Origin of the sequence: Cupriavidus sp. D39 (genome assembly GCF_026627925.1) — a bacterium.
In the GTDB taxonomy this organism is placed as follows: domain Bacteria; phylum Pseudomonadota; class Gammaproteobacteria; order Burkholderiales; family Burkholderiaceae; genus Cupriavidus; species Cupriavidus ulmosensis.
Genome location: NZ_JAPNLE010000007.1, coordinates 618,126 through 639,125, shown reverse-complemented (window position 1 = coordinate 639,125; position 21,000 = coordinate 618,126). Strand labels below are relative to the sequence as shown.

20 protein-coding genes and 1 pseudogene are annotated in these 21,000 nt (G+C 63.2%); 18 read left to right on the top strand and 3 right to left on the bottom strand.

Features of this window, described 5'->3' with window-relative positions; genetic code table 11:
* The first annotated feature begins 49 nt into the window (after positions 1–49).
* From OMK73_RS10175 to OMK73_RS10125, 11 genes are all read left to right on the top strand, one after another.
* Positions 50–2,221 (top strand): beta-glucosidase family protein, encoded by a 2,172-nt coding sequence (locus OMK73_RS10175; RefSeq protein WP_267601918.1) that lies wholly within the window; start codon positions 50–52, stop codon positions 2,219–2,221.
* Positions 2,222–2,416: 195 nt separating this feature from the next.
* Entirely contained in the window at positions 2,417–3,181 is a 765-nt protein-coding gene (locus tag OMK73_RS10170) for a class II aldolase/adducin family protein (RefSeq protein WP_267601916.1), read from the top strand.
* Positions 3,182–3,310: 129 nt separating this feature from the next.
* Positions 3,311–4,507, top strand: coding sequence for a porin (locus tag OMK73_RS10165; protein ID WP_267601914.1), 1,197 nt, complete (start codon positions 3,311–3,313; stop codon positions 4,505–4,507).
* 52 nt (positions 4,508–4,559) lie between these two features.
* Complete coding sequence (locus OMK73_RS10160) at positions 4,560–5,849, top strand: formylglycine-generating enzyme family protein (RefSeq protein ID WP_267601912.1); 1,290 nt, start codon at positions 4,560–4,562, stop codon at positions 5,847–5,849.
* A 26-nt stretch (positions 5,850–5,875) separates the two neighbouring features.
* Complete coding sequence (locus OMK73_RS10155; RefSeq protein ID WP_267601910.1) at positions 5,876–6,403, top strand: sulfatase-like hydrolase/transferase; 528 nt, start codon at positions 5,876–5,878, stop codon at positions 6,401–6,403.
* Positions 6,298–7,740: a sulfatase gene (locus tag OMK73_RS10150; RefSeq protein WP_267601909.1), complete on the top strand. Its 1,443-nt coding sequence runs from the start codon at positions 6,298–6,300 to the stop codon at positions 7,738–7,740. The genes OMK73_RS10155 and OMK73_RS10150 overlap by 106 nt, the downstream gene beginning before the upstream one ends.
* Positions 7,741–7,847: 107 nt before the next feature.
* The gene (locus OMK73_RS10145; RefSeq protein ID WP_267601907.1) at positions 7,848–9,344 is read left to right on the top strand and encodes a sulfatase-like hydrolase/transferase; all 1,497 of its coding nucleotides are present in this window, start codon (positions 7,848–7,850) and stop codon (positions 9,342–9,344) included.
* A 126-nt stretch (positions 9,345–9,470) separates the two neighbouring features.
* Positions 9,471–10,238: an SDR family NAD(P)-dependent oxidoreductase gene (locus OMK73_RS10140; RefSeq protein WP_267601906.1), complete on the top strand. Its 768-nt coding sequence runs from the start codon at positions 9,471–9,473 to the stop codon at positions 10,236–10,238.
* The gene (locus OMK73_RS10135; RefSeq protein ID WP_267601904.1) at positions 10,235–11,113 is read left to right on the top strand and encodes an SMP-30/gluconolactonase/LRE family protein; all 879 of its coding nucleotides are present in this window, start codon (positions 10,235–10,237) and stop codon (positions 11,111–11,113) included. The genes OMK73_RS10140 and OMK73_RS10135 overlap by 4 nt, the downstream gene beginning before the upstream one ends.
* 141 nt (positions 11,114–11,254) lie before the next feature.
* Entirely contained in the window at positions 11,255–12,307 is a 1,053-nt protein-coding gene (locus tag OMK73_RS10130; RefSeq protein WP_267601902.1) for a sulfatase, read from the top strand.
* An 86-nt stretch (positions 12,308–12,393) separates the two neighbouring features.
* On the top strand, positions 12,394–12,774 hold the full coding sequence (locus OMK73_RS10125; protein ID WP_267601900.1) for a hypothetical protein: 381 nt from the start codon (positions 12,394–12,396) through the stop codon (positions 12,772–12,774).
* Positions 12,775–13,175: 401 nt separating this feature from the next.
* On the opposite strand, the gene OMK73_RS10120 is transcribed toward OMK73_RS10125, so the two are convergent.
* Positions 13,176–13,457, bottom strand: a complete 282-nt coding sequence (locus OMK73_RS10120; protein ID WP_267602084.1) for a hypothetical protein — start codon at positions 13,455–13,457, stop codon at positions 13,176–13,178.
* Between the two features lie 484 nt (positions 13,458–13,941).
* The gene (locus OMK73_RS10115; protein ID WP_267601898.1) at positions 13,942–15,156 is read right to left on the bottom strand and encodes a tyrosine-type recombinase/integrase; all 1,215 of its coding nucleotides are present in this window, start codon (positions 15,154–15,156) and stop codon (positions 13,942–13,944) included.
* 153 nt (positions 15,157–15,309) lie between these two features.
* Between OMK73_RS10115 and OMK73_RS10110 the strand changes: the two genes are divergently transcribed.
* On the top strand, positions 15,310–16,071 hold the full coding sequence (locus OMK73_RS10110) for a DNA-binding protein (RefSeq protein WP_420715498.1): 762 nt from the start codon (positions 15,310–15,312) through the stop codon (positions 16,069–16,071).
* The gene (locus OMK73_RS39055; protein ID WP_420715497.1) at positions 16,044–16,370 is read left to right on the top strand and encodes a hypothetical protein; all 327 of its coding nucleotides are present in this window, start codon (positions 16,044–16,046) and stop codon (positions 16,368–16,370) included. The genes OMK73_RS10110 and OMK73_RS39055 overlap by 28 nt, the downstream gene beginning before the upstream one ends.
* 610 nt (positions 16,371–16,980) lie before the next feature.
* Here OMK73_RS39055 and OMK73_RS10100 read toward each other — a convergent pair.
* Positions 16,981–17,200 (bottom strand): annotated as a pseudogene (locus OMK73_RS10100) (IS110 family transposase); the annotation flags it as partial.
* A gap of 487 nt (positions 17,201–17,687) precedes the next feature.
* Between OMK73_RS10100 and OMK73_RS10095 the strand changes: the two are divergent.
* The 5 genes from OMK73_RS10095 (at position 17,688) to OMK73_RS10075 (ending at position 20,999) form a co-directional block, all read left to right on the top strand.
* Positions 17,688–18,236 carry a hypothetical protein gene (locus OMK73_RS10095; RefSeq protein WP_267601896.1) on the top strand — a complete coding sequence of 183 codons (549 nt, stop codon included), beginning with the start codon at positions 17,688–17,690 and terminating at the stop codon, positions 18,234–18,236.
* Positions 18,233–18,607, top strand: a complete 375-nt coding sequence (locus tag OMK73_RS10090; protein ID WP_267601893.1) for a hypothetical protein — start codon at positions 18,233–18,235, stop codon at positions 18,605–18,607. Before OMK73_RS10095 ends, OMK73_RS10090 begins: the two co-directional genes overlap by 4 nt.
* 490 nt (positions 18,608–19,097) lie before the next feature.
* A complete protein-coding gene (locus OMK73_RS10085; protein ID WP_267601892.1) occupies positions 19,098–19,433 on the top strand; it encodes a hypothetical protein in 336 nt (111 codons plus the stop codon).
* A gap of 217 nt (positions 19,434–19,650) precedes the next feature.
* On the top strand, positions 19,651–20,094 hold the full coding sequence (locus OMK73_RS10080) for a hypothetical protein (protein WP_267601891.1): 444 nt from the start codon (positions 19,651–19,653) through the stop codon (positions 20,092–20,094).
* A gap of 26 nt (positions 20,095–20,120) precedes the next feature.
* A complete protein-coding gene (locus OMK73_RS10075; RefSeq protein ID WP_420715496.1) occupies positions 20,121–20,999 on the top strand; it encodes a MinD/ParA family ATP-binding protein in 879 nt (292 codons plus the stop codon).
* Position 21,000 lies beyond the last annotated feature (1 nt).

The window sequence follows — 21,000 nt, the reverse complement described above, 5'->3', positions numbered from 1 at the left end:
AACCCCTCCGTCGCCACCGACGCAGCAACTGCAAGCAAGGTTACACCTGATGCCTGACCGTCTCCACTCCACCATGGATTCCCTACCGCCTGTCCTGTCAGCAGATTCGCGCGCCGCCACGCATGAGGATCCCGACCAGCGCGCCCGCGACACCGAAGCGCGCATGACGGATGATGAGCGGTTCTCAATGCTATATAGCCTGATGGTGCGAGTATTCGGCAGGTCCACGCGCGAGCCACGCGTGCCGCCCGAGCTACCTGTCATCGCTGGCTATACGCGCGGCGTGCCGCGTCTCGACATCCCGGCGCTGAGGCTGGCGGACGCCAGCCTCGGGCTGCGCCACACGGGCGGCCCGGATGACGTTGCCACCGCCTTTCCAGCCGGCCTCGCATTTGGCGCGAGCTTCAATCCGGAGCTGGTCCGAGTGGTCGGCAGTCTCATCGGCAAGGAAGCACGTGCGCGCGATTTCAACGTCGCGCTGGGCGGCGGCATCAATCTGGTGCGCGACGTGCGCAATGGCAGGAACTTCGAGTACATCTCCGAGGACCCCCTGCTTTCCGGCCTGATGGGAGCAGCGATGGTCTGCGGTACGCAGGAGCAGGGTGTGATCGCCGTGCTCAAGCATGTCTCGCTCAATGCCACCGAAACGAACAAGTTCTTCCTGGACGCCATCATTGATCCTGCCGCGCATCGGGAGAGCGATCTACTGGCCTTTCAGATCGCCATCGAAAAGAGCGAGCCCGGCGCGCTGATGGGGGCCTACAACCTCATCAATGGCGTGTACGCCTGCGGCAACCGCACCATCCTGCAGGAGACGGTAAAGGACGCGATGGGCTTCAAGGGCTGGGTAATGTCAGACTGGCTGGCTGTCTACGGCTGGGAATTCGCCTTGCATGGTCTCGATCAGCACTCGGGCGCGCAGCTGGACGCGCAGGAGTGGTTCACCGGGCCGCTCCGGCAAGCCTATGCGAAAGGCAAGGTGCCAAAGGCGCGCATCAGCGAGATGGTACGGCGCATGCTTCGCTCCTACTATGCGGTCGGCATCGACCGGCACTCTCCTGCCGCGCCGGTCGACTTCACCGCGCACCACGCCGTGGCCCTGGAAGCGGCCCGTCAAGGCATCGTGCTCCTGAAAAACGAGGCGCAGGCGCTGCCGCTGGCGCCGGGCAAACAGCGCATCGCCGTTATCGGAGGTTATGCGCAGACCGGCGTGCTATCCGGCGACGGCTCGAGCCAGGTCATGCCGCCGGGCGGGTACGCCGCACAAGTGCCATCGAGCAGCCATCCCTTGCTGGGACCCACCACCCTGCGCTTGTTCGGGCCCTCACCATTGTCGGAACTGCGCAAGCGATTGCCGAATACGCTGGTCGAGTTCGACAGCGGGGCCCATATCGCCGGCGCGCTCGCTTTGGCGCAGCGAGCCGACGTGGTGATCGTGCATGCCATCCGCCACGAGGGGGAGCGCTTCGACAGCCCGGACATGACGCTGCCATTCGGCCAGGATGCATTGATTGATGCCCTTGCCAGCGCTCACCCCAACGTTATCGTGGTTCTGCAGACCGGCAATCCCGTGGCGATGCCCTGGCACGGCAAGGTACGCGCCATCGTGCAGGCCTGGTTTCCCGGCCAGGCTGGGGCGCAGGCCATTGCCGAAATGCTGGCGGGTGAAGTCAATCCGTCCGGCCGCCTGCCTGTCACGTTCCCCGCCAGCCTCGAGCAGACACCGCATCCGGCATTGCCCGGGGCCGAAGTCGAACTGGGCACCCCCATCCAGGTCCGCTACCACGAAGGCGCCGAAGTCGGCTACCGCTGGTTCGCCAAGACGGACCAGCGACCTCTCTTCAGCTTCGGCCATGGCCTGAGCTACACCAGCTTCGCCTACGCTGACCTACAGGTTAGCGTGGACGAGACCGTCACCGCGAGCTTCACCGTGACCAATACGGGGACGCGCACGGGCGCCGATGTCCCGCAGGTGTACCTGACCGAAGCGGCCGGCGAATGTCGCACGCGCCTGCTCGGATTCCAGCGTGTCAGCCTCCGGCCCGGCGAGTCGTGCCGCGTCAGCGTGCGCGCCGATCCGCGCCTGCTCGCGCGCTTTCAGGCTGCGCAGGCGTGCTGGCGCATCGACCCCGGCCGGTACCGCCTGGCACTCGGGCATTCCGCAGGGGAGCTTGTCTTGCACGCGGATGCCAGTCTGAAAGGCCAAGACTTCGGACGCTGAAGCGTGCATTGCCAGCGATGGGGCGCATGGCCCGACATGGCGTGCTGCCTTGAGCAAGCGTTCCGAGTGACAGCGCTACCCGAGTATGGCGCCACGGGTTCCTCCGTCGTGGGGGGAGGGGCTCGCGTTCCCGGCGGACCCGCTGCTCCCCGACCCCAAGATTGCTTCGTCCTGATTTCTGATAGGAGACAAACCATGACATCTACCCCTTGCGCAAGCATTCAGGAGTGCATTAGTCCCGAGGAATGGCAGTTGCGCGTCGACCTCGCCGCTTGCTATCGGCTGGTTGCGCGGCACGGCTGGTCCGACCTGGTCTTCACCCACATCAGCGCACGCGTGCCTGGGCAGGAAGACCACTTCCTGATCAATCCCTATGGGCTGATGTTCGAGGAGATCACGGCTTCGAATCTGCTGAAGATCGACGCCCGTTGCAACAAGGTCCTCGAATCGCCCTACCCGGTCAACCCGGCGGGCTTTGTCATTCATAGCGCCGTGCATGAGGCGCGCGAGGATGCCCGATGCGTGCTGCACACCCACACGCGCTGCGGCGTGGCCGTGAGCGCGCAGAAGGCCGGCCTGCTGCCGCTCAGCCAGCAGTCCACCTTCATCCTCGGTTCGCTTGGCTACCACGACTACGAAGGCGTCGCCATGCACGAGGCCGAGAAGCCGCGCCTGCAGACGGACTTGGGTCCCGCCAACCACCTGATTCTGCGTAACCACGGACTGCTGACGGTCGGCGGGACGGTGGCCGACGCATTCATGAGTATGTACGTCCTGGAATCCGCATGCCAGATTCAGATCGCTGCGCAGACAGGCGGGGAACTGACATATGTATCCGCAGATATTGTCAGGGACGTATCGAATGCGATCCGAGTCCAGACCGGCGGGCTCGGTTCCGCCTTTGTCTGGCCTGCGCTCCTTCGCATGCTGGATCGGAGCGACGCGGGATATCGAAGCTAGCTGAGCTGCTTGTGCGGCGAGTTGCGTGCCGGAATCCGAAGTGAAGGGAAGACTACGCCCTGCACGACTCGAAGTATGGGTCCCGCGGTTGCATAAGGACGATAAACAAGAAGAAGATGGAGGAGAATTGTGAAAGGAAAGATCTACTTTGCGAGTGGTGCCGCGTTGACGCTCGCTATCGGCAGCACGGGCATGGCCTATGCCCAATCGAGCGTGACAATATATGGCGTCATCGACGTGCCGGTCGAGTATGTCAACCACCAGGCGCAGATTGCGCCAGTGATCAACCCTGTCACTGGGGCTGTAACCCGACAGCCCGGGGGCAACAAGTTCTCCCTGGAAACGGCCGGCGGCATGTCGGGCTCACGTTGGGGGATACGTGGCGTAGAAGATTTGGGTACAGGCCTCAAGGCGTTGTTTGTCCTCGAGAGCGGCTTTGGGGCCGACACGGGACAAGTGTCGCGAGCAGGAACCATGTTCGGAAGGCAGGCGTACGTTGGCCTGCAAAGCAATCGACTTGGCGAGATCACGCTCGGCCGGCAGAACACCAGCATGTATGAAACACTGGGAAATTTCATGCCGGCCAAGTTCGCCCCCTTGTTCGAGCCCTCGGTTGCTTTGCTTGGCGGAACGGCCAGTGGCGGAGGGCTGGACAATGCCGTGAAGTACACCGCAGTCGCAGGGCCGCTCACGGCGAAAGCGCACTACAGCTTTGGGGCAGGACTGAGCAGATTCGGCCTGACTCCCGTTGCCGGGCAAGGCGCAGGGGAAACACCCGGGCATGCCAAGGACAATACCGCCTACGGTGCTGGCCTGATGTACCTGGGAGCAGGCCTTGGCCTCGCCGCCACCTATGATCAATGGAATCCTGCGTTCACGCCGGGAAGCACTGGCACGTCAAAGAAGCTGGCTCTGGCCGCAAGCTATGAGCTGGGCCGGACAAAGTGGATGGCCGGCTATCGCTGGGGACAAAACAAGGACGCTACGGGCCGCGCCTTGGTGCGTGATGATTTCTGGTGGGCCGGCGTCAATTTCAGCGCCACGCCTGCCGTGACACTGACGTTGGGTTACTACTACGACGATCGCAAGACGTTGAAGACCAACTCCGCACAGCCTGATGTCAATCCGGTGAACCCGTGGCAATTGAACTTCATCGCCGACTACGCGCTTTCTAAACGTACCGACATATATCTGACAGTTGGCTACGCGAGGAATTCCGGACTGAACCTTGATTCCCCGGCAATCGGGTTCGCAAACGGTGCATTCCTTGGCGAGGGAGCGAACAGCCAGACAGGCATTGCGGCTGGCATCCGTCACAAGTTCTAATTTCGTGAAGCCGCATCATGGCCGCTATCTCGGCTGGCCAGTGGAGACTAGTATGAAGAATGCCAGAGAGCATAGCGGATTGCGTACCGCAGGGATCGCGGGTGTAGCACGCACTCCGGAAAGCGCGAAGCGGCCGTTGCGTCGCGCTTCACTCTGGATCGCGGCGATCATCGTCACGCCGGTGGCAATCGGCGTTGTCGCGATCGGTTGCGTGAGAGCGGATGGTCATTCCGCCGTGCCTTCGGCGCATCGGATCATCGTCGGTGATGGCGTCAAAGGCCCGCAGGACATGGCCTGGATTCCTGGTGGCTCCTTCCTGATGGGCAGCGACCACCAACTCGCACAGCCCAATGAGCGTCCGGCGCACAAGGTGCGCGTGCACGGATTCTGGATGGACCGGCACCACGTGACCAATGCCGAGTTCCGCGCCTTCGTGGCGGCCACCGGCTATGTCACTACCGCGGAACAGAAGCCGGATTGGGAAACGATTAAGGTGCAAGTGCCGCTGGGTACGCCGCGCCCGCCCGACAGCGCACTGGTGCCGGGCGCCATGGTCTTCGTCGGCACCGACCGGCCGGTGCCCTTGCAGGATTACTCACGCTGGTGGCGCTTTGTCGCCGGCGCGGACTGGCGCCATCCGCAGGGCCCGGGCAGTTCCATCGACGGCAAGGATGACCATCCCGTCGTGCAGGTGTCCTATGCGGACGCACAGGCCTATGCCAAGTGGGTTGGCAAGCGATTACCGACCGAGGCCGAATGGGAGCTCGCCGCGCGCGGCGGCCTGGAGCAGGCCACGTATGCCTGGGGCGACCAGTTCGCGCCTGGCGGCAGGCAGATGGCCAACGTCTGGCAGGGGCAGCAGGCGCGGCCGTTCCCGGTGGTCAGCCCCAAGGCGGGAGGCGCGCTGGGCACGAGCCCGGCCGGCACCTTCCCCGCCAACGGCTACGGGCTGTACGACATGACCGGAAATGCCTGGCAATGGGTGACCGACTGGTACCGTGCCGACCAGTTCCGGCGTGTCGCGGGCAGTGGCCGCGAAGACACCGACCCGCAAGGGCCGGCCGACAGCTGGGATCCCTCGGAGCCCGGTGTGCCCGAGCGTGCGCCCAGACGCGTGATCCGGGGCGGCTCCTTCCTCTGCAACCAAGACTATTGCCTGAGTTACCGCCCGAGCGCGAGGCGCGGGGCGGATCCCTACACCGGCATGTCGCACCTGGGCTTCCGCCTGGTGATGGACGTGGATAGGTGGCAGGCGCAGCAGAAGCGCAAGCCGTCGGCCGATGCACCGGCCGACGGCGGCAGTAAAGCGGGCCTTGTGGGCAGAATGGATCGGAAGGGATAGCAACGTATCAGGGGTGAGAAAGAAGCATGAAAGTGAATGCCAGAAACAGCATGATGTCCTCGGGCGCAGCATCGACAGGTCCGCAGCGCTGGATGCGGCGCGCCGCCGCGCTGCTGCTCGCCTTGCAGGCGGGCCTGCTCCATGCGCAAGCCCATCAAGACAAGCCGAATATCCTCTGGATCACGGTCGAGGACATCACCACCTTCATCGGCGCCTATGGCGACAGCCAGGCCAGAACGCCGAACATCGACCAACTGGCCAGGGAAGGCGTGCTCTACACCCACGCCTACCAGGCCGCTGGCGTATGCGCACCAGCACGCGCCGCCATGATCACCGGGATGTACCCGACCTCGGTGGGCGCACACCACATGCGCACCCTCAGTGGAGAGCTCTCGAGCGCCGGCGACGGCGCCAAGTCGAAGCCCCCGGCATTCCGCCGATCTATTCGGTGGTGCTGCCGGAGCCGGTCAAGGCCTTCCCGGAATACCTGCGCAAGGCGGGCTACTACACCACCAACAACCAAAAGCAGGATTACCAGTTCGAAGCGCCGGTGACTGTCTGGGACGAGAACGGTCCGGCTGCGTCCTTCCGCAACCGCCCGAAGGGCAAGCCTTTCTTCTCCGTCTTCAATTTCTTCCTGACCCACGAGTCCATGGTGGCCTTGCGCAAGGACCCGCTGCTCGCGGATCCCGCCAACGTCGCCGTGCCGCCGATCTATCCCGATACCGCGACCGTGCGCGGCGACGTCGCCCGCATGTACACAAATATCGAGCTGATGGACCGGCAGGTCGGCGAGTTGATCCGGATGCTCAAGGATGACGGCCTCTACGACAACACGGTCATCTTCTTCTTCGCCGACAACGGCGGCAACCTGCCATGGATGAAGCGCGAGATCCTGGAGCGGGGTACGCACGTGCCGCTCATCGTGCGCTTTCCCGGCGCGATGCGCGCAGGCGGCCGCAGCGACGAGCTGGTGAGCGGGGTCGACCTCGCGCCGACCGTGCTGTCCCTGGCGGGCGTGCCGATTCCCGCTTATATGCAGGGCCAGGCCTTCCTGGGCGAGCAGCGGGCAGGTGCGCCGCGGCAGTACGTCTTTGCGGCGCGCGACCGTATGGATACCGAGTACGACCGGGTCCGCATGGTGCGCGACGCGCGCTACCGCTACCTGTACAACTACATGCCGGACAAGCCGTACTACCAGAACCTGAAATTCCGCCTGATGCTGCCGATGATGCGCGAGCTTCTGGCGCTCAATACCGAGGGCAAGCTCGAGCCTGCGGCCGCCGCGTGGTTCAAGACCAAGCCGGTGGAAGAACTCTACGACGCCGAACAGGATCCCTGGGAGCAGCACAACCTGGCGGATGACCCGAAGTACCGGGACAAGATCGAAGAGCTCCGGCATGCCTTCAAGGCGTGGACGGCCAAGGTCGGCGACATGGGCGGCATTCCCGAGCGAGAGATGCTGAGGCACATGTGGCAGGGCGGCAGCGAACCACCCGCGACCGCGATTCCTGAAGTGCGCAGGGAGGCCGATGGCGTGCAGATCGCCTGCGCCACGCCGGGGGCCTCCATCGGCTACTGGATCGAGCGGCCCGCTGGGCCATCCACGGGCGCCAGCCACGTGGTGCAGAGCTGGGACTACGAGCGCCTGGCCGGCGAGCTGTTCGGCAAGGGCTTTGCCAAGATCGGCGACATGCGCCCCGTCCCACCCAACTGGTCTGTCTATGGCGGCGAGACCATCCCGCTCAGGCCGGGAGAGATCCTGCATGTCAATGCGATGCGCATCGGATTCAAGCCGGCAGCGATCGACTATGCGGACGGCGCGATCGTATCGCCGGCAGGGAAGCAGGACGCGAGCCGCAACGACGCAAGATTCACCTCGAAGAGATAGGAGAAAAGACAATGCAAGAGGCTTGCATCACGATCCGGAACAGGTTGACAGGGCGCGCAGGCATGGCACTGTCGGGCCCCCATGCGACGGCGCCTGGGAGCGGCGCGATGCGTCCGCGCAGGATGCTACTGGCAGCCCTGGCACTCGCCGTGCCGTTGTCCCAAGTGCAGGCGGCACCCGATACCGGCCGGCACACTAACCCACACAGCCGCCCCAACATCATCCTGCTGATCGCGGACGACCTTGGTTGGGGAGATCTCGGCAGCTACGGCCATCCGGTGTTCAGCACGCCCAACCTGGACCGAATGGCGGCGGAAGGCCAGCGCTGGACCAACTTCTACGTCAGTTCGCCGGTCTGTTCGCCCAGCCGCGGCGCCATGCTGACGGGGCGGGTAGAGACCCGTTCCGGCCTGTATGGCGCCCTCAACAGCGTACAGGTCGAAGACGATCCCTATGGCTTTCCCGATCGCGAGGTGACCGTCGCCAGCCTGCTGCACGATGCCGGCTACGCCACCGCCCTGTTCGGCAAATGGCACCTGGGCGATGCCCCGCGCGCCTACCCGACGCGGCACGGCTTCGATTCCTGGTGGGGCATGCCAATGTCGAACGATGCGTACTTCGCCGGGATTCCCGGCGGCGTTAGTATCAAGGAACTACGCCAGCGCTTCGCGAAGGGCGAGTCGCCAAAGGAGCTGTTCGCCTTGTACTACCGGCAGGCGGTCGCAGCCTTCCGCAATCCGAAGAACGCGTACTGGAACTCGCCGCTGATCGCTAGCGAACGGGTGGAGACCAACGGCCGGGTGGACTACCGTGATCAGGTGGTCGAGCGTCCGGTGGACCAGCCCAGCTTCAACAAGCGGCTGACCGACCAGGTGGTTGACTTCATCGGCAGCAAGCGCGATCAACCCTACCTGGCCTGGGTGGGCTACGAGAAACCCCACCTGCCCCATATGCCGGCACCCGAGTTCGTAGGCAGCAGCAAGGGCGGCCCGGTGGGAGACGCCATCGCGGAACTCGACTACAGCGTGGGGCGGGTACTGGATGCCGTGCGGCGCAGCCTCGATGCCAGCAATACGCTGGTCGTGTTCGTCAGCGACAACGGTCCCTGGATCCTTTATGAAGAGCTCGTGGGATCAGCCGGCATGTTGCGCGACGGCAAGGGATCGACCTACGAAGGCGGCGCGCGTGTTCCGGCGCTGTTTTGGTGGCCGGGCACCATCCGTCCCGCGGTGGTGGACGGCATCGGTGCGACCTACGATTTCCTGCCCACCTTCGCGGCGCTGGCCAAGGCCAGGCTGCCCGACACGGTCGTGGACGGCAGCGACCTGAGCAAGACGCTGCACGGGCAGGCGCCGAGCTCGCGCCAGGTGCTGCCCTACTTTTACCGCGGCCGCCTGCAGGCCTGGCGCGAGGGCGAGTGGAAGGTGAACTTCTACGACGTCAGCGGACGCAATCCGGAGGGCGGCCTGCAAGCCAGGATGGCCAAGCCAACGCTGTACAACCTGGGCCGGGACCCGGAGAGAAGTTCGACAAGGCCTCGAGCGAACCCGCGACCCTGCAGCGCCTGCAGCAGCATGCCGAGGCATTCGAGCGCTCGATCGTGAAATCGGCGCCGGAGTTCGACCGGGTCACCATCGAGCGGGGCATGGCGCGACCGGGCGCGGACTGAGGCCTTGGCGGCTCGAGCCGATGAGCCTCTTCGCCGATTCATGGAAGTACCGGAGATTCAGATGTCTTATGCGATTTATCCCAGCTTGAAAGAAGAATCCGTCGTCATCACGGGCGGCGGCAGCGGCATCGGCGCGGAAATGGTGGACGCCTTCGCGCGGCAGGGGGCACACGTCCATTTCATCGATGTGTGCGAGGAGGACGCAAGGCAGCTGCAGGACACGCTGGCCGCCGAGGGGCTGCATACTGTCTTTCACCTATGCGACCTGCGGGATGTGGGTGCGACGACCGCTGTGTTCGAACGGATCACGGATGCCCGCGGTCCGATCGGCGTGCTGGTCAACAATGCGGGCAGGGACGACCGTCACCAGATCAATGCCGTCACGCCTGCCTATTGGGAGGACTGCCTGGCGGTCAATCTGCGCCATCAGTTCTTCTGCGCGCAGTTGGCTGCCGCCGACATGCGTACGGCCAGGAAAGGCGTCATCCTCAATATGGGCTCGGCCTCATGGCACGTTGCGGTGCCCGATCTCTCCATCTACATGACGGCCAAAGCCGGCATCGAGGGGCTGACACGCGGGCTGGCGCGGGACCTTGGCCGCGACGGCATCCGCGTGAACTGCATCGTCCCGGGCGCCGTGCGCACGCCGCGACAGACCCGGCTCTGGCAGACATCAGAGAGCGAAGCGCGGCTGCTGCAGAGCCAATGCCTCCCCGCGCGGATCGAGCCGCGGCATGTGGCAAGCATGGCGCTGTTCCTGGCGTCGGACGACGGGGCGCGCTGCTCCGGACGTGAGTATTTTGTCGATGCGGGGTACTTTGGCGTATGAGAAACGGCCACCCCATCTGCCTGTGGCAGCTCGGCGCCGAGCTTGGCGAGGGACCGGTTTGGCATCAACGCTCGAACTCAGTCTACTTCGTCGACATCAAGGGCAGGAAGATCCATCGTTATTCCACCGCGACGGGAGAGAAGCACTCCTGGCCGGTCGACGGCCAGCCCGGCTTTGTCGTTCCGCTTGCCGACGAGCATTTCCTTTGCGGTATGCAGGACGCGCTCTATCTCTTCGATCCGGCGGACGGTGCCTGCCGCCGACTGAAGGAGATGGAGCCCGGCCTGCCGGGCAACCGGATTAACGATGGCTTCGTCGATCCAGCCGGCCGCCTCTGGTTCGGCACGATGGATGACAGTGAAGCCTCACCGACCGGTTCGCTCTACCGAGTCGACGACGATGGCCAGCCAAGGCGCTGCGACAGCGGCTATGTCATCACCAACGGCCCCGCCATGAGCCCGGACGCACGAACGCTTTATCACGCCGACACGGTCAAGCGCCTCGTCTACTCCTTCGACGTAGGGCAGGACGGATCGTTGTCACGCAGGCGCGTATTTGCGCGGCTCTCCGGCAAGGGCTATCCGGACGGGATGGTGGTCGACGCCGATGGCCATCTCTGGATCGCCGTCTTCGGCGGGGCGAGGATCGAGCGATGGTCACCAGGCGGCTCGCTGGTCGATGTCATTCGCTTCCAGTGCGACAACATCACCAAGCTGGCTTTCGGCGGCGACGACCTCAGGACCGTCTACGTCACGACTGCCCGCAAAGGACTCTCCCTCAGGGAGCGCGAGCAGCAGCCGCTTGCCGGCGGGCTGTTCTCGTTCCGGGCGCCGGTGAGCGGCCTGCCGCAGATGGCATGCAAAGCATGGATCTGACAAGATGCGCGACAAAGGACGCAGGCGAGCTTGCCCTCGATCCGGTATTGCGGGCGCCCGGTTCGATCGACCGGGCAGGGACAGCAAGGACTTGTGGCAGATGCCCGCCTGCACCGCAACAACAAGTGGAGACAACTCTCGATGCGACTGATCTACATTGACATTGACACGCTGCGGCCCGATCACCTCGGGTGCTATGGGTACCATCGCAAGACAAGCCCTAACATCGACAAGCTCGCTGGCAAGAGCGTGCTGTTCCGCAATGTCCATGCTTCGGACACGCCTTGCCTGCCGAGCCGAACAGCGTTGCTTACCGGCCGCTTCGGCATCCACAACGGTGTCGTCAATCATGGCGGTGAAGACGCCGATCCAGTGATCGGCGGCCCCGACCGGAAATTCTGGTCGCAGCTCCATTTCGACAGTTTCCCGTTCCGCCTGCAGCAGGCTGGACTGAAGACCGTGAGTGTCAGTTCATTCGCGCACCGACACTCGGCGTTTCACTGGTATGCCGGTTTCGACGAATCCTACAACGTCGGCAAGTTCGGGCGGGAGACGGCGGATGAGGTCTTTGCCCTCGCGTCGGACTGGCTGGCGCGGCACGGGAAGGAGGACAACTGGTTCCTGCACGTGCATATGTGGGATCCGCATACGCCATACCGAGCGGCTCCGGAGTATGGAGAGCCCTTCGCCAACGATCCCTTGCCAGCATGGCTGACGGAAGCGGTACGCGCGGGCCACTGGCAGGGGTGCGGCCCTCACAGCGCACAGGAGAGCACGGGCTTCGCTCCAAACGAGGCCGCCCGCGCCTGGTATCCACGCCAGCCTCAGAGCATCCCGGACATGGCGGCGGTTCGTGCGATGTTCGATGGCTACGATACAGGGGTGCTGGTAGCCGATGAGTATGTGGGAAGGCTGCTCGCGCAACTCACGGAACTCGGTGTCGACGACGAGACTGCGGTTCTCCTGTCATCTGATCATGGCGAGACCCTTGGCGAGCTGAATATCTACGGTGATCACCAGACGGCGGATCAGTTCACCACGAACGTACCGTTGCTTCTTAAATGGCCAGGCATCGAGGCCGGGCGCGAGTATCACGCTTTCCACTACCAGGTCGATATCACGGCGACCATCCTTGAATTGCTTGGCCAGGGGTTCCAGAATCCTGGGACGGAATTTCGTTCGCGCAGAGCCTAGCGGCCGGGGTGGATGAAGGGCGTGACCACCTCGTCGTTTCGCAAGGTGCATGGACCTGCCAGCGTGGCGTTCGCTTCGGGAACTGGATGATGATCTACACCCTGCATGATGGATACCACTTGTTCGACGACGTCCTGCTGTTCGACCTGGGCACGGATCCGCAGGAGCAGCACAATCTCGCCAGCCACCGGCCCGATATCGTAGAAACGGGGATGGGCCTGCTCAAAGCCTGGGAGGCGGAAATGCTGCCCGCGGCGGCGCGCGGAAGAGATCCGCTCGTCAATGTCGTGAAGGAAGGTGGGCCCTACCACGTTCGCGGGAAGCTGCGGGCCTACCTAGATCGCCTGAGAGAAACGGGAAGGGAGGCCAAGGCCGAGGCGCTCGCTCTAAAGTACGCAAAGGATTTAGAGCGGCCTGTGGAGCCGGGCAAGCCGCCTTTTCCTGTTCGTAACCTCCGCCTTGTCTGAGTCTTGGCGAGGTCGACAAGTATTTGAATCGTCATGGCTTGATGGTTTACCTTCAGCGGGCGGGCTGGTGACGATGCACTGCACGCGCACACGCTGGCCGCATGAGCAAGACCAATTCCGCCAAGTTTCGGGCCGGCTACGCACCCTTATCGCGACAATTCCGTTCGGATACGTGTGTTCATTGACGCGCCCCGTGCATCCGAATGATTAGACAAGAACGCCTGCACAGCATTCCCACGCGGCCGCTCGCGCTACCGCAGTGCTTGGTCCCTGTGCTTTCGGAATAGAAAAAGCCCGCCGGGCGGCGGGCTACGACGACTGGGTCGTCTGCTTCCTGATTCGTGTGTCCTGATTCTTGCCTGGCGAGCAGTGAGACCAGGACGCGAATCCATAGCGAGCGATCAACGGCCGATCTGCTTGCTCACGGCGTTCTCCTGCTGGTTAAGGGCGCGCTGGTCGGCACGGGTAATGTGGCCGCCGTCGTGGCTTGCCATGGTGCGTTCTTCGGCGCGGATCTGGTGATCTTCGCTGTGCAGCTTGGCTGCCTGGCCGCGGGACATTTCACCTTCCTTGACCTCTTGGTGGATACGAGCGTTCTGGTTGGCCAGACGCCCGTTGACCTGCTCGCGACGCGGGTGATTCTTCTGCCACTGGGTATCGTTTGCCATTGCGCCACCAGCCATGCCTGCCGCCAGAACGGCGATTGCCACACTTCCAATCAGTTTGCGAGTAAACACCGTGAGCTCCCTTGGTTGTTGATGCCCGGCAGGATTGGCCGCGCATTCCAGTAACGCCGCGGAATCGGGCGGCGATGACAAGGAGGCGGGGAGTGCTTTGTAACGATTTGTTGATGCTGAAGCTGAGTTTGATGCGTTGATATCGATGCGTCGCGATCGAGGGTGAGGGTAGTTTTCTGTAATTTCCGGCCGCTCAGGTTCAGAGATGTATGCCGCTAGCAGGGCGAGCACGCCGCCGAGCGCGTCCACATCGTACGAGGTGAGCTGCAGCCAGCCGCAGGCGATGGGATGATTGTGGAGCGCAGAGCGGAGACTCTGATGGCCGATGGGGACGCGGTGGTAGTCTGCCGCCTGCGTCACGCGAATTCAAGTTCCAGCCCCTATACACCCGCCTTAATCAGAGAGCCTAGCAGGAAACGAGTAGCGAACCCTAGCGCTTCCAGCCGATCCGGTGCCGTTCCTGCGTGGCCTCATGCCGCGCATCGTCTTCGGTGTGCAGGTAGGCGCTGGTGGTCGAGATGGAAGCGTGCCCGAAATTGTCCCGCACGAAACGCAGGTCCACCTGCTGGTCCGTCATATGCGACCCCGCAGTATGCCGCAGCCAGTGCGCCGAGGCGCTGGCCAGCACCGCGGCCCGGCTTTCCCAATCCGGTCCGCGCGCGCGCAGGCGCTCGGCCGCCAGCGCGAAGATCTCCTTGAGCACCAGGTGAAGCGCGCCGCGCGACAAGGGTTTTTCCTTGCCAATGACCGGTAGCACGATGGGGCGATCCTCGCCTGGCAATGGCATCGGCGGCAGGCCGTAGGCGGCGCGATAGCGCGCCAGCTCCACCATCATTTCGTCCGTGGCCGGCACCAGCCGCGTCTTGTTGCCTTTGCCCGTCACCTCCAGCCACCAGCGCTCCAGGCCCTGGCTGTCACGCCGGCAAAAAAACGCCCCCATGCGCGTGCTGGCCACCTCCGCCGCCCGCAAGCCCCCCAGGTACAGCACGGTCAGCAGCCAGCGGCAGCGCGCCGCGTGCAGGCGGTCGCGCTCGGTCGCACGTTCGAGCGTGCCCGGCATGGCGTCGATGGCGTCCTTGACCGCCTGCCACATGTCGTGACTCAGGTAGCGCGTGATGCGCGGCTTGGGCGCGCCGCGCCGGCTGCGCGCCAGCGAGAGCGGATTGCCGGCCAGGTAGCCGGCGTCGACCAGCCAGGCGAACAGGCCATTGAGGATCACCAGGGTGTGGCGCGCGCTGACCGGGGAAAGCGGCCCGGCGAACGGCCGCCACGCGGGCGCGTCGCGCGCCAGCTTCTTGCGCGACGCCATCACCCAGCGCCAGGCCGGCTGCGGATCGGCCAGGAAGCGCTCGTATCGCAGCAGATCCTCATGGGTGAGCGACGACAGCGGCTTGCCGTGCTGCATCACGGCCCACAGCAGCAGCCGCTCCACCTCGCGCCGATAGGTCTGCAGGGTGGCGGGGGTGTCGGCGTAGCGGGCGAGCCAGGCCGTCACTGCCGCCAGATCGTCGGCGGCCGCGATCTGCGGGGTGCCGCCGCGCGCCCGGTTGCTGCCGGCGGCGCCGGAGAGTTCGGCGGGCAGGCGCAGGCGCTCGAGCGGGGTGGCGGGCAGGGCGTGCAGGGCGGGCAGGGGGAGGGCTTCCATCGGGGCAGCGGGCGGCATGGCGTGAGTGTAGCCATCATTATAGACAGAATAGACAGAATGACACTTATGTCTAAAGATTCAGAAGTTTACTCAAATAATTAGCGTATTACGTAGTAATATCTCGTAGAATTCCACGAACGTCCCACCTAGAACATGACCGCCAGCCCGCTCGATCACCCGCCGCCCACGCCTGGCGACGCCGCCCCAGAGGCCCGGCTCGCCGCCGACGTGGCCGCGCTGCGTGCGCAGTTCCCCGAGACCCGCGCGCTCTACCGCGAGGTCTGCGCCCTGCTGTTCTTCCGCTATGGCATCACCCCCACCGCCAACAAGCTCTACGGCCTGGTGCGCAAGGGCAGCATGGGCACGCCGACCGAGGTGCTGGCGCAGTTCTGGCAGGACCTACGCGGCAAGATGCGCGTGACCATCGACCAGCCCGGGCTGCCGGACGCACTCAAGGCGATCGCCGCCAATGCCGTGCAGTCGATCTGGCAGGCCGCCAACGAGGCGGCCACCGGCGAGCTGGCCGCCTTGCGGGCCGAAGCGCGGTGGCAGGCGAGCGAGGCGGAAGCGCAACGCGACCAGGCGCGCGCCGCGGTGGTGGTGGCCGAGCAGGAGACGAAGGCAGTGCAAGCCGAATTCGACGCTGCCCAGCAAGCGCGCGCGGCGCTACAGGGGAGCTGGACGCCGAGCGCCAGGCCCACGCGGCCGCACAGGCGCGTCACGACGAGAGCAAGCGTCAGGCCGAGGCGCTCGAGCGGCAGTTGCAGGAGTTGCGTACCCAATTCTCGGCGGAGCTGGAGCGCACCCGCGAGCAGGTGGCCGTCGCGCAGGAGCGGGCCAGCGCCACCGAGCGCCGCGCGCTGCGCGAGATCGACCAGGAGCGCACGTTGCGCCAGAAGGGCGAGCAGTCCGTAGCGGATTTGCGCGCCGAACTCGCGGCGGTGCAGGCGAGGGCGCAGGACGCCGCCGTGGCCGGCGCCGAGGCACGGGCGCGCCTGCAGGCCGAGCGCGACACGCTCAGCCGGCAACTGGCGGCGGCGCAGCAAGAACTGGCGGAGGGGCGGGTGGCGCACGAGCACCTACGGGCCGAACTCGAGGTGGCGCTGCGACGGGCCGAGCGTGCGCAGGCGGAAGCCACCGCGTCGCGCCGCCTGGCGACCACGAGGCGGCGGGCGCCGGCGACGCGCACCAAGTTCAAGCCCGGGCTGGCATGAGGGGGCGCCCGAGGGCGGGGATTTGTCCACCGCGCGCGGGGACAAGCCTGTGGACAAGCCGCGCGAGGACCGAATGCCCGGCGGGCTCCTCGGGTCTGATTAATTTTTGAGCGGCGGGGTGACCACGCGATTCACAATCCGCAAGCGAGCGTGTTGCTTTACACCAGCGATCCGCCGGAACACTGTTGAGGCCCAACGGTCTTTGAGACGACAACGCAGGATCCTGCTCCGCAGCTTCCTCAAATCTGTGCACCTAGAATGAAGTCGATCGAAATCGAGCGCGCGCAAGCGATTACCTGGATCCGCATTCAGATGGCCCAGCGTGGGCTGAGCCTGGCCGACTTGCAGGCCGCCGGCTGCTTTGCCGAGCCGCCGGCGACCCCAACGCCAGGAGCGGTGCGCTACCGCAACGCGCACGGGCAGGGCTGGGACGGCCGCGGCGCCATGCCGGACTGGCTGCAGCGGGCGATCCATGCCGGTGGGATTGGGGGGACATTTCCTTGTGCCCAACGCGGGAGGCACGGGGTGCGCCGTGAAGGGGAGTTCCGATTTGGAATCACACGGTTAGCGAGGGGTGCGGCGGATTCTTTGCGAATTCCGGCCCTCCCTCGACTTCGATGCCAAGCGACTGAAAACGCCGTGCCCAGTGGTGGGCGGTGGGCGGTGCTGCACGCCTCCATCACGACCATCCTGGGCTTCAGGATGCGCACGGATTCGAACAGTGAACCACGCGACACCTTCGCCCGGTGTACAGTTCGCCCACGGCGATCGGCTCCGTGAAGCTGGAACACTTGTTTCGCGAGATCAATGCCGAGCATGTCGATTTCCATGATGAACCTCCAGACGTCCGATTTGAGTTCCTCAGTGTCCCCCGAAGGGAGGCGTCGGCTCCCATTCCAGTAAAATCTGGCGGTTCAGTCTGAAAATCGTTTGGAATCAGTTGCTTGTAAGATCAGCGGGTACGCGCGCGAGGTAACGTGGAAAGCCTTGCCGCAAGCGCCATTCCGCGTTCTGGTGTCAGAATTTGCTAGTGTCAGAATTCGCACCAAAAGTACGATGCCCCCGCCTTTGGGTGGCTGACTCACTATCAATCAGTCTGAGCGGGCGAGCCCGAGACTTGCGGCGTACAGGGTACTTGTGGTATACATCTCGCAGGCTCCGGCGCCTGCCAGCTCGCGTCGCGCAAGCGACATGGTAAACCCCGGCAACCATTTGGTTGGCGTCGCTGACATGTTGAATCCCCTTTTTCGGGACTCGGCAGGCAATGCGAGCAGCTTAAAGCCTCTTAAGGTGACGAGTCTCGATTGAGGGCACTTCATGTCTTCCGAGCGCGCATTCCCGCACGACTTCAATGTCGGCGCATTCTTCACGGCCATGCCGGCCACTCTTAAGCGTAATGCCAAGAATGGCAAGTCGCACCTCAAGATTCTTAGGGCACAAGGCAAAGGCCTGCAGAGCTTTCTTGAGACCGCCTACTCCCTGCAACTGTCCCATGCTCAAGCGATGGATGCCGTCGCTCGCAGTCTCGGCTTTGCTGACTTCAACGAGGCGCGCGAGGTCTTGGTCCGAGCCCCCGCGAACAGCGCTAAGGACAAGTGGTCAAAATCGGCCGCTCTGGGTAACCGTTGGGCCAACCTTGCTGATGTGTGTCGTGACGGGGGATTTGTCATTGGCGCGCAAGGCATCGTGGAACACCTAACGTCGTCGCCAGGTCCGGTCATCACTGGCCTGAACCTCATGCCGCGTCCGGAGCCGGAGGGCTGGTACACGGGCGCCGCTTCGAGATTTTCGAAAAAGTCTTCAACGGCAACAGACACTTCGTCGTCTGGGCAGAGTACTCGAACAACTGGCAGGACAGCCTGGTGAACATGCTTATTGACCGGGCACGGAGGTTAGCCAACAAGGGGTTGCAGTCCTATCTGCTGGTCGACAAGACCAATATTAGCGACCGTTTTCTGTGCCAACTCTTATCATGTCGGCATGAATTCACGCCCATCATCCACGGCTGCGAAGCCGCCTGCACCGGACAGGAGGGCGTGCCTGACGGGCTGTGGAGCAACTGCGCCTACGACCTTTTCCTGTCGGAGACGGAGTCGACATCCGTCATGCTCGACACCCGTCGGCCCGTAGCCCAGGCGCTGGGCATCAACGAGGAGCAGGCTTTGAACCTGCTGGCCAACATCCCCGATGGCAAGTTCCTGCGAATCCCGCCTATAGGGACGCGGACCGGGCAATGACTGAGCGTAAGCGCGAGATTTGATGGCGAGGCACTCAAGGTAAATGATGGAGGCAGGGCGAGCCGCACGAGCGGCTCGGCGACATGCCAGTGTTTTCGGTGCGGAGTTCCTCGGCGAGCTGCAGTTGTGCCTGGGCATGGCGTCGGTTTGCACGAGGTAATGCGATTCGACGAGCATCACAAGATCGTGGAGATAACCGAGGATCGCCGCGGCGTCCGCGTCGGTCAGAAGCTTCAACCGCCAAAGCCGGGGCCGGAATGCTGAATGTTTTAGCCAATCAAAGGCGAGCCACGAAGATGTGGCGGATCTTTTTCGAATCCCGGGCGACCCTCTTGATCGTCCTGGAACTTTGCAAGACCGTAGTGGTGGGGCAGCATCATGTTGTACTGATCTTGCTATGCGACCTGTCGATGAGCAAGCAACCGTCCGAGATGCCAAGCCTAGCGGGGCCAATAGCTGTTGCACACCACTTCGAGCCTTTACGCGTCTTTTGCTTGCCGCGAATCCATTACAATTCCCCGCTTTCGTCGATGTACAGGCGACCGCAATTTGTGATGTTTTGTGCATTTTTGTAAACTTTAAAAACAATAATCCTATGAGTGCAGCTGCACAAGTCGTTGATTTCAAGGGTGCGGCAAAGCGGCATTTGGCTGATGCGACCCTACTGCAGTCGGAAGGTCGTCTTGCAAACGCGGGCCAGTTGTTCGGCTTCACCGTTGAGTGCGGCCTGAAGGCGCTTTTGGTATCGCATGGGCTGCCTACAGACGCCACCGGCGATATCCAAAAAAGCCTTCCACCGGCTATCGCGCGCACGTACCGTCGCTAAGTCAGACGATCGCGACTATGGCGACGTTTCCGGACGGCAGGGCCGCTACAAGATATGTAGCGATGTTGCCGGACTTGGGAGTGCTTCACGACTGGAGCATCGATCACCGCTACTGGAAAGAACCCGTAATTCCCCTCGCGTCGGTCCCGAACTGGCAGGCCGCCGCACAACAGGTCAGAGCTATGCTGGATGCGGCTACGCTCGATGGAGTAATGGTGTGATCACGATCCGTTTTAATGATGCGCTTCGGATTGCCGCTGAGGCCGCCAGCGCTTTCGCCGAAAAATATGACATGCCCGTACGTCTCATTCGGGATATCTATGGCAGGATTCGCTTCGCATTAGACAGGGAGCGTGAAGCTTGCAGCGAGGAAGCAGCTAATTTCCTGAAAGCATACGCAGCAAAACTTGGTCCCTACTCAACTAATGGCACTCCGCTGTTTCGAGACGATTTTGCGGATGCCGATTCGCTCTTTAATCATCCCGACTGGCACGAGACCTTGGTGCCGGGCAATGTCGATGATGATGATGATGATGGTGTTGTTGGCCCAGAGCTTGTTGTGGCACTTCTTGACCGACAGATTGTCGGCCAAGTTGGCTGCGCACAGATGTATCCAGCGGCGCAGCTACGCATCCGCCGCGTATCGTTTTCTATGGTTTAAAAGGCGGCGTTGGAAGGTCGACGGCCTTGGCGATGCTCGCTCATCGCCTAGCTACTTTGGGAAAGCGTGTTCTTCTCCTCGATTTCGATCTTGAGTCGCCTGGCTTATCGGGGCTTCTCTTGCCGCCTGAACGAGTGGCTGGATATGGCTTGGTCGATTGGTTTGTCGAGGACGCTGTTGGCGATTCAGATAGTATTATTGACGACATCGTTGCCGACAGTCCTCTAGCTGAGCACACTCCTGGGCAGATCCGGGTTGTGGCTGCAATGGGTCAGGGCGAGACTGCCTACCTTTCCAAGCTTGCGCGAGTTTATGCCGATATACCGTCGGCGCAGGGCGGGGCGGAGCAGTTTGCCCATCGCATGGCCAGGATTGTTGAGAAGCTTGAAACCCGGGAGAAGCCCGATGTTGTTCTTATTGATAGTCGGGCGGGTTTGCATGATCTAGCGGCTATATCTATTGCAGGGCTTTCTACTGTGGCCCTACTTTTTGCAACAGATACTGCCCAGAATTGGCAGGGCTATCAGCAACTGTTTGGCCATTGGCAACGTAGGCCACAGGTTTTGCGACAGGTGAGGCAACGCTTAGCGTTGGTCCAGGCTCTGTTTCCCGAAACTGAACAGGCAGCTCGAGCAGAGAGATTCTTGCAGAATGCGTACGACCTTTTTGCAAACAACCTATACGACCGCATCGAGCCGGGTCAAGAGACGCCGATCGATGCGTTCACATTTAGTACTGATGATGAGGATGCGCCGCACTTTCCTTGGCAGGTAAGGTGGAGCGCTCGCCTGCAGGAGTTTAATCCGTTGTTGCCTGTCGAGAGAGGTGGTGTTGGCGATGCCGATATACAAGCGGCGTTTGGCCCATTCTTTGACGGAGTAATCGCGATGGCGTTGGAAGAATAAT